The organism is Flavobacterium sp. (assembly GCF_035760125.1).
Classification (GTDB): domain Bacteria; phylum Bacteroidota; class Bacteroidia; order Flavobacteriales; family Flavobacteriaceae; genus Flavobacterium.
In genome coordinates this window covers 1-7477 of record NZ_DASTTN010000375.1, presented here as the reverse complement: position 1 = coordinate 7477, position 7477 = coordinate 1, and the positions used below count along the sequence as shown (strand labels likewise).

At 34.2% G+C, this 7477-nt stretch carries 9 protein-coding genes and 1 pseudogene; all 10 read left to right on the top strand.

Translation table 11 applies throughout. The features are described 5' to 3' along the window. A pseudogene (locus tag VFS71_RS13395) lies at window positions 1–317 on the top strand (lipid A biosynthesis acyltransferase); the annotation flags it as partial. Window positions 318–603: 286 nt separating this feature from the next. Further along, window positions 604–1509 (top strand): dialkylrecorsinol condensing enzyme DarA, encoded by a 906-nt coding sequence (locus VFS71_RS13390; RefSeq protein ID WP_326401815.1) that lies wholly within the window; start codon window positions 604–606, stop codon window positions 1507–1509. A gap of 6 nt (window positions 1510–1515) precedes the next feature. Then, window positions 1516–2649: a beta-ketoacyl-ACP synthase III gene (locus VFS71_RS13385; protein WP_326401814.1), complete on the top strand. Its 1134-nt coding sequence runs from the start codon at window positions 1516–1518 to the stop codon at window positions 2647–2649. Continuing rightward, window positions 2649–3086 (top strand): hypothetical protein, encoded by a 438-nt coding sequence (locus tag VFS71_RS13380; RefSeq protein WP_326401813.1) that lies wholly within the window; start codon window positions 2649–2651, stop codon window positions 3084–3086. Before VFS71_RS13385 ends, VFS71_RS13380 begins: the two co-directional genes overlap by 1 nt. An 11-nt stretch (window positions 3087–3097) precedes the next feature. Beyond that, window positions 3098–3568 carry an ABC transporter permease gene (locus VFS71_RS13375; RefSeq protein ID WP_326401811.1) on the top strand — a complete coding sequence of 157 codons (471 nt, stop codon included), beginning with the start codon at window positions 3098–3100 and terminating at the stop codon, window positions 3566–3568. Window positions 3569–3575: 7 nt separating this feature from the next. Next, window positions 3576–3980 carry a hypothetical protein gene (locus tag VFS71_RS13370; RefSeq protein WP_326401810.1) on the top strand — a complete coding sequence of 135 codons (405 nt, stop codon included), beginning with the start codon at window positions 3576–3578 and terminating at the stop codon, window positions 3978–3980. After that, entirely contained in the window at window positions 3980–4978 is a 999-nt protein-coding gene (locus tag VFS71_RS13365) for a BtrH N-terminal domain-containing protein (protein ID WP_326401809.1), read from the top strand. Before VFS71_RS13370 ends, VFS71_RS13365 begins: the two co-directional genes overlap by 1 nt. A gap of 69 nt (window positions 4979–5047) precedes the next feature. Then, window positions 5048–5746: an ABC transporter ATP-binding protein gene (locus VFS71_RS13360; protein ID WP_326401816.1), complete on the top strand. Its 699-nt coding sequence runs from the start codon at window positions 5048–5050 to the stop codon at window positions 5744–5746. Next, entirely contained in the window at window positions 5736–7019 is a 1284-nt protein-coding gene (locus VFS71_RS13355) for an ABC transporter permease (RefSeq protein ID WP_326401808.1), read from the top strand. The genes VFS71_RS13360 and VFS71_RS13355 overlap by 11 nt, the downstream gene beginning before the upstream one ends. Next, entirely contained in the window at window positions 6994–7446 is a 453-nt protein-coding gene (locus VFS71_RS13350; protein WP_326401807.1) for an acyl-CoA thioesterase, read from the top strand. Before VFS71_RS13355 ends, VFS71_RS13350 begins: the two co-directional genes overlap by 26 nt. Window positions 7447–7477: the final 31 nt, after the last annotated feature.

Below are 7477 nucleotides of genomic sequence, written 5' to 3'. Positions count from 1 at the left end.
GAAATGAACTGGTTTGTTTCACTGGAGACAGGTATTTTGAAGGAGTAAAATCGTTAAGTGAAGAATTACTGGGGGAAGAAGCTCTTTTTCCAGCCGGACCATTTCTTATATCTTCTCGTTTAAAAGTTCCAGTGGTTTTTGTTTATGTAATGAAAGAACCCAATTTACATTACCACCTTTATACCAGAGAAGCTACCGTAAAGCATCGTGACGAAAAAGGGTTGTTGAAAGAATATGCCCAAAGCGTTGAAATGATGGTGAAAAAATACCCATTGCAATGGTTTAATTATTTTGATTTCTGGAATAAAATAGGATAATCAATAATTTTAAACCACGTTTTTTTTGTGGTGCAGACTTCTGTTTTTAACGAAAAGTATTCCATAAACCAATTTTCTTGCTTTCTAAATTGTGAATGGAAAAAAGATGAATTCCATTTTTTTATGAATTTGGTAATTTGGGTGTAATTAGTTAATATTTAGTTTTTTAGTTTTTATTTTTTCTTATTTCTAATTCAATGTGTTTTTTTGCTACGAAAGAAATAAAATAGTAATTAGGATTAATTATAAATTTTGAGTTATTTTCGTTTTTATAAAACGAACCCAAATGAAAAACGTTCTTGTAATCTATTATTCACAATCCGGACAGCTCGAATCAATTGCTAGAAATATTGCAAAACCACTTTTGAATTCAGATACTGTAAATGTTTTATTTCATGAAATTCAGTTAGAAAAGCCATTTCCATTTCCATGGAATAATGAGGCGTTTTTTGGAGCTTTTCCAGAATCTTTTTTGCAAATTCCAACAGCGTTGAAGCCTGTTTCAGAAGAAATAATGAATACCAAATTTGATTTGATTCTTTTGAATTATCAGGTCTGGTACTTAACTCCTTCGATTCCCATAAATTCTTTTTTGAAAAGCCCTGAAGCAAAAATACTATTGAGTAACACTCCTGTTGTGACCATAAACGGTTCCAGAAATATGTGGGTAATGGCGCAAGAAAAAGTGAAAGTGTTATTGAAGCAGAACAATGCGTTATTGAAAGGAAATATTGCTTTAGTTGATAGAGTAGGGAACTTAATAAGCGTTATTACAATCGTAGAATGGATGTTTTCAGGAGTAAAGAAAAGATATCTTGGAATCTTTCCATTGCCAGGAGTTTCGGATAAGGATATTAATGAGTCCACAAAATTTGGTGAAGTAATTCTTTCTGGCTTAAAAGAAAATAATTGGGGTAATTTACAATCTAAATTAGTTGAAATTGAAGCGGTTAAAATTAGTTCGTATTTAGTTACAGTCGATAGAACAGCCAATAAGATTTTTACAAAATGGTCCAATTTGATTATAAATAAAGGAGAATCCAGAAAGTTTTGGATAAAGGTTTTTAAAGTGTATTTGTTATTGGCTATCTGGTTAATCTCACCAATAGTTTATATATTGCACCTTCTTACTTATCCGTTAAAGGTTCAAAAAATAAGGAAAGAATTAGAATATTATAAAGGAGTAAATTAGATTATTATGTTTGATGTATATATTACAAAAGCGGCCAAATGTTTACCAAATGAAGCTATTTCTAATGATGAAATGGAAGATTATTTGGGTTTGATAAATGAAACCGCATCCAAAGCCAGAAGACTGATATTAAGAAATAATAAGATTGTTAGTAGGTATTACGCTTTGGACAAAAACGGAAAAAGTACTCATAATAATGCTGAATTGACGAATAATGCCATTCAGGGATTATTTGATGAAAATTTCAAAGCCCAAGACATGGAATTATTGTCTTGTGGCACAACTACTCCAGATGTTCTAGTGCCTTCTCATGCATCAATGGTACATGGATTATTGAAGAATAAATCGTTAGAATTAAATTCTTCATCAGGAGTATGTTGCGCAGGGATGAATGCTTTGAAATTTGGTTATCTTTCTATAAAATCCGGTAATACTAAAAATGCAGTTTGTGCTGGTTCCGAAAAATTATCCACTTGGATGTTGGCTAATAAATTTGAAAATGAAGTTGTCAATTTAAAGAACCTTGAAGAACAACCGATTCTGGCTTTCAAAAAAGATTTTTTGCGTTGGATGTTGTCTGATGGGGCTGGAGCTTTTTTATTAGAAAATAAACCAAATGGTGCAATCTCTTTAAAAATTGAATGGATGGAAGCTTTCTCATACGCATACGAGCTGGAAACGTGTATGTATGCTGGTGGAGATAAAATGGAAAACGGAGAAATAAAGCCTTGGAACGATTACAGTCCAGATCAATGGTTGAATGAATCTTTGTTTGCTTTCAAACAGGATGTTAAATTATTGGACGAATTTATTTTGGTTAAAGGTTCTCAGAGTATGGGAGAGGCTTTGTCCAAAAACAACATTTCGGCAGATGAAATTGATTTCTTCCTGCCACACGTTTCTTCCCATTATTTTGTGGATGGATTGAGTAAAGCATTGGCAGAAAGAGGTATGGTTATACCAATGGAAAAATGGTTTATGAATTTGGCTTATGTAGGGAATGTTGGTGCAGCTTCAATTTATTTGGCTTTAGAAGAATTAATGGGTTCCGGAAAATTGGAAAAAGGAAATAAAATACTTTTATCTGTTCCAGAAAGCGGTCGTTTTTCTTATGCCTATGCTTATTTAACGGTTTGTTAATGGCAGTGGCTGAAAATCCAATAGGAGGTAAAGATTTTGTCGAAACTTTAATTCCTCAAAGATTCCCATTTGTAATGGTGGATAAATTGTATTCTTATTCTGAAACAGAATTGATTTCAGGATTTACAATACAAAGCAATGCTATTTTCTTGGAAAAAGATAATTTTCTTGAGTCAGGAATAATAGAACACATGGCACAATCTGTGGCATTGCATACTGGATATCAGTTTTATTTGAGAAATGAACAAGCCCCTACAGGTTATATTGGATCCGTAAAAGATATTGTAATACATAAATTGCCCAAGCTTCATGACGAAATAAGAACAACAGTTTCGATACTACAGGAATTTGGAGGAATTACTTTGGTTGATGTTGTAACAAAATTAAACGATGTTGAAATAGCAAAAGGTCAAATGAAGACTGTTTTGGCTAAATAACTTAGAACACCGTGAATAAAAAAGAAACCTCAAATCCAGTTGATATAAAAAAGTATCTGCCACATCGTGCTCCGATGCTGATGGTGGATTTGATTTTGGAAATGGATGACGAACAAGTGGAAACCGTTTTTGAAATTAAACTAGGCAATATTTTTCTGGAAAATGGTTTTTTTACAGAATCAGGCTTAGTGGAAAACATGGCTCAAACGTGTTCATCTGTAGTTGCCAAAGATTATTTTATCGATGAAAATTATAATGACAAGGAGGGTGTGGATGTTGTTGGTTTTATTAGCGGTATCAAAACGTTAAAAATTCATGCTCTGCCAGAAGTTGGGAATGTTATATATACAAAAGCTTTGTTAGTATCCAAATTCATTACAGATTCATATAGTTTGTGTACCATGAAATGTCAAACTTTTAGAGGTGATGAATTGCTTTTAGAAGGTGAGATTACACTATTTATTCAAGAAAATAAATCATAGTAATAGTATGAAAAAAGAAGAAGTTCCTCAAGACAAAGGCAATCTTTCCAATAAAAACATGAAGGAGTTGGTTTATGCCACAGACGAAAAAGGCAATTACACCACTGCTTTGAGCACTGGTTGGGAACCCAAAACTATTGCGTTATCAAATTCTATTGAAGAAATTAGTGAACGAATTGCTATCGCAAAAGCACAAGTTGAGAATAATGAGGTTAGTCCCATTTGTTATTATATGGAGTTTTGCAGAATGGATATTGGGGTACTTTCGAGCTATGTCGGGATGTGGCAATGGCGTGTAAAAAGACACTTCAAACCCAAAGTTTTTGCAGGATTAAGCGATTCCATTTTAAAAAAATATGCGGAATCATTCAATATTACTATAGAAGAATTGAAAAATTTTAAAACAAATTAATGGAAACAAATTTTATACATCATCAATCGGCTCATTGTGAGAATGGAGTTGCTTCCAATTTGTTAAAACATAATGGATTGAATATTAGTGAACCAATGATTTTCGGAATTGGTTCCGGGCTTTTCTTTGTTTATTTGCCTTTTTTAAAAGTGAATTATGCGCCAGCCATCAGTTACAGACCGATGCCAGGACAAATTTTTAATAAAGCTGCCAAACGTTTAGGTTTAAAAATTAAAAGACAGAAATTCTCCAGTGAAGCCAATGCTATTAAAGCTTTGGACGAAAATTTAAAAAATAATATTCCTTCCGGATTACAAGTGGGAGTGTATAACTTAACGTATTTTCCTGACGAATATCGTTTTCATTTCAATGCCCACAACTTGGTGGTTTATGGAAAAACTGAAACGGATTATTTAATCAGTGATCCCGTTATGGAAAACGTAACGACGCTGACTCATGCTGAATTAAATAAAGTTCGTTTTGCCAAAGGTGCTTTTGCTCCCAGAGGTCAAATATATTATCCGATTCAGGTTCCTGCCAATGTAGATTTGAAGGGAGCGATTATCAAAGGGATTAAAAATACCTGTCGTGATATGTTGGCACCAATGCCAATAATAGGTGTTCGTGGAATTCGACTTGTTGCCAAGCTGATTAAAAAATGGCCTGTGAAAGAAGGAACTAAAAAAGCCAATCATTATTTGGCTCAAGTAGTCAGAATGCAAGAAGAAATAGGTACTGGTGGAGGTGGTTTCCGATTTATATACGCGGCTTTTTTACAGGAAGCGGCAGTTGTGTTAGGAAATGATGAACTAAAGACCTTATCGCTGGAAATGACGGCTATTGGTGATTTATGGAGAGATTTTGCGGTTGAAGCTTCTCGTGTTTATAAAAACAGAAGTACCAAAGTAGATGTTTACAATACGCTTTCAGACGAGCTTTTAGCCATTGCCGATAAAGAAGAAGTATTTTTTAAGAAGTTGAAAAAAGCAATAAGCTAAAAAAATACTGTCATTTTGAAATCCATTATTAAAATATCAAATCTCTCTAAAATATACAAAGATGCCGAAATGTATTCTTTGAATGATTTTTCTTTAAATATAAAAGAAGGACAAATTTTTGGTCTACTGGGGCCAAACGGTGCTGGGAAAACTACTTTGATATCAATACTTTGTGGGTTGATAAAACCTACTTCAGGTTCTTTTACAATTGATAATTTGGTTTACGCTAAAAATGCAAATGAAATCAAAAAAATAATTGGTGTCGTACCCCAGGAATACGCTTTGTATCCAACTTTAACAGCTAGAGAAAATTTGCTTTATTTTGGTAGTATGTACGGTTTAAAAGGGAATGACCTTAAAGAAAAAGTGATTGACAGCCTTGATTTTTTGGGATTACTGAAATTTGCTGACAAACGAATAGAGACTTTTTCGGGTGGAATGAAACGCCGTGTCAATTTGATTGCCGGAATTCTGCATAATCCCAAAATACTTTTCCTTGACGAACCAACTGTAGGTGTTGATGTGCATTCTAAAAATGTAATTATTGGGTATCTTAAGGAACTCAACAAAACAGGAACTACGATTATTTATACTTCGCATCATTTATCGGAGGCTCAGGATTTTTGCACCGATATTGCCATCATCGATGGAGGAATCATTCATGCCGAAGGAACTCCAAAGAATTTAATTGAAGCCACTGTAAATGCCAGAAATCTGGAAGATGTTTTTATTTCATTAACCGGAAAAGAATTGAGAGATGTTATATAAACTTTGGATGTCTGTTTATAAAGAATTCCTGTTGCTAAAAAGGGATATGGGTGGCGTAGTGACGCTGTTTTTGATGCCATTGGTGTTGATTATAACGGTAACGCTTATTCAGGACAGCAGTTACAAAAAAGATAATAATGTCAAAATCCCTATTCTTTTGGTCGATTATGACAAAGGAAATGTCTCTAAAACGATATTTGATAATTTGCAAAAAAGTAACGTTTTTAGTGTTGTTACCACTATAGACAATAAGCCAATTACGGAGACTGTTGCCAAAGAAGCTGTTTTCAAAGGGAAATACCAATTGGCAATTATTATTCCGTCGCATTTAAGTACCGATTTGCAAGCCAAGATTGACCAAAATGTCCAAAAAATTGTCAGCAGTCTGGGCTTTGCAGATTCTTCGGCAACAAAATCAAATGCTAAATTGGTTGACCAAAAAGAAGTCAAACTCTATTTCGACCCTGCCGTGCAGCTGAGTTTTAAAAGTGGAGTGATGAATGGAATTGATAAAATGATTTCCCAAATAGAGACCAAATCCATTTACACTACTTTTCAAGACCAATTAGGGGAGGATGATGCCAAATTTGAACAAAAAAGCTTTATCACATTCAAAGAGATTGTCCCTAAAATCAATAATAAAGACATTACACCAAATTCAGTGCAGCACAATGTTCCGGCTTGGACTCTTTTTGCCATTTTTTTTATTGTAATTCCTTTGTCAATCAACATGGTGAAAGAGAAAACGCAAGGAACTTTTGTTCGATTGCGCACCAATCCTGTTTCCAATTTAATTGTTTTGGCAGGTAAAACAGTGATGTATTTAATCATTTGCCAAATTCAGTTTTACATGATGATTGCTGTTGCCATATTTTTGTTTCCACATTTAGGGTTACCTGCGCTTAATGTAGAAGGAAATCTTATTTTGATGAGTATTGTTGCTTTGTTTTCTGGTTTAGCGGCGATAGGTTTCGGTATTTTATTGGGAACCATTGCCAAAACCCAAGAACAATCGGCTCCTTTTGGTGCTACGGCAGTGATTATTTTGGCGGCCATTGGTGGCGTTTGGGTTCCTGTATTTGCTATGCCAAAAATTATGCAAGTCATTGCGCAATCCTCACCAATGAATTGGGGACTGGAAGCATTTTATGATGTACTTTTGCGCAACGGAACATTTTTGGATTTGGTTCCAGAATTATTTTTATTATTTTTATTTTTCGTAGTTACCACAACATTAGCATTGCTGTATGATAAGAAGAAAAGAGCTGTATAAAGAGGCAACCGATTTGACCGTTTCAGAAGAGATTCGAGTGCGATTCAACGAAACTGACCCACTCGGAATAGTGTGGCACGGCTATTATATTACCTATTTTGAAGATGGAAGAGAAGCTTTTGGCCGTTATCATGGAATTTCCTATTTGGATATTGCTGATCGTGGTTATACTACTCCCATTGTGAAATCGACTTGTGAGCATAAATTATCGTTGCGTTATGGCGATGTGATTCGCATTGAAACCACTATTGTTGATACTCCAGCGGCAAAAATGATTTTTAGATATAGGATATTTGATGCCAAAAATGAAATTGCCTGTACTGGGGAAACTGTTCAGGTTTTTTTGGATAATCAAGGTGAGCTAATGTTGACGAATCCTCCATTTTTTGAAGAATGGAAGCGAAAAGTAGGTTTAATAAAAGAATGATAAAAGAAGTATATATAACCGAAACGAATTG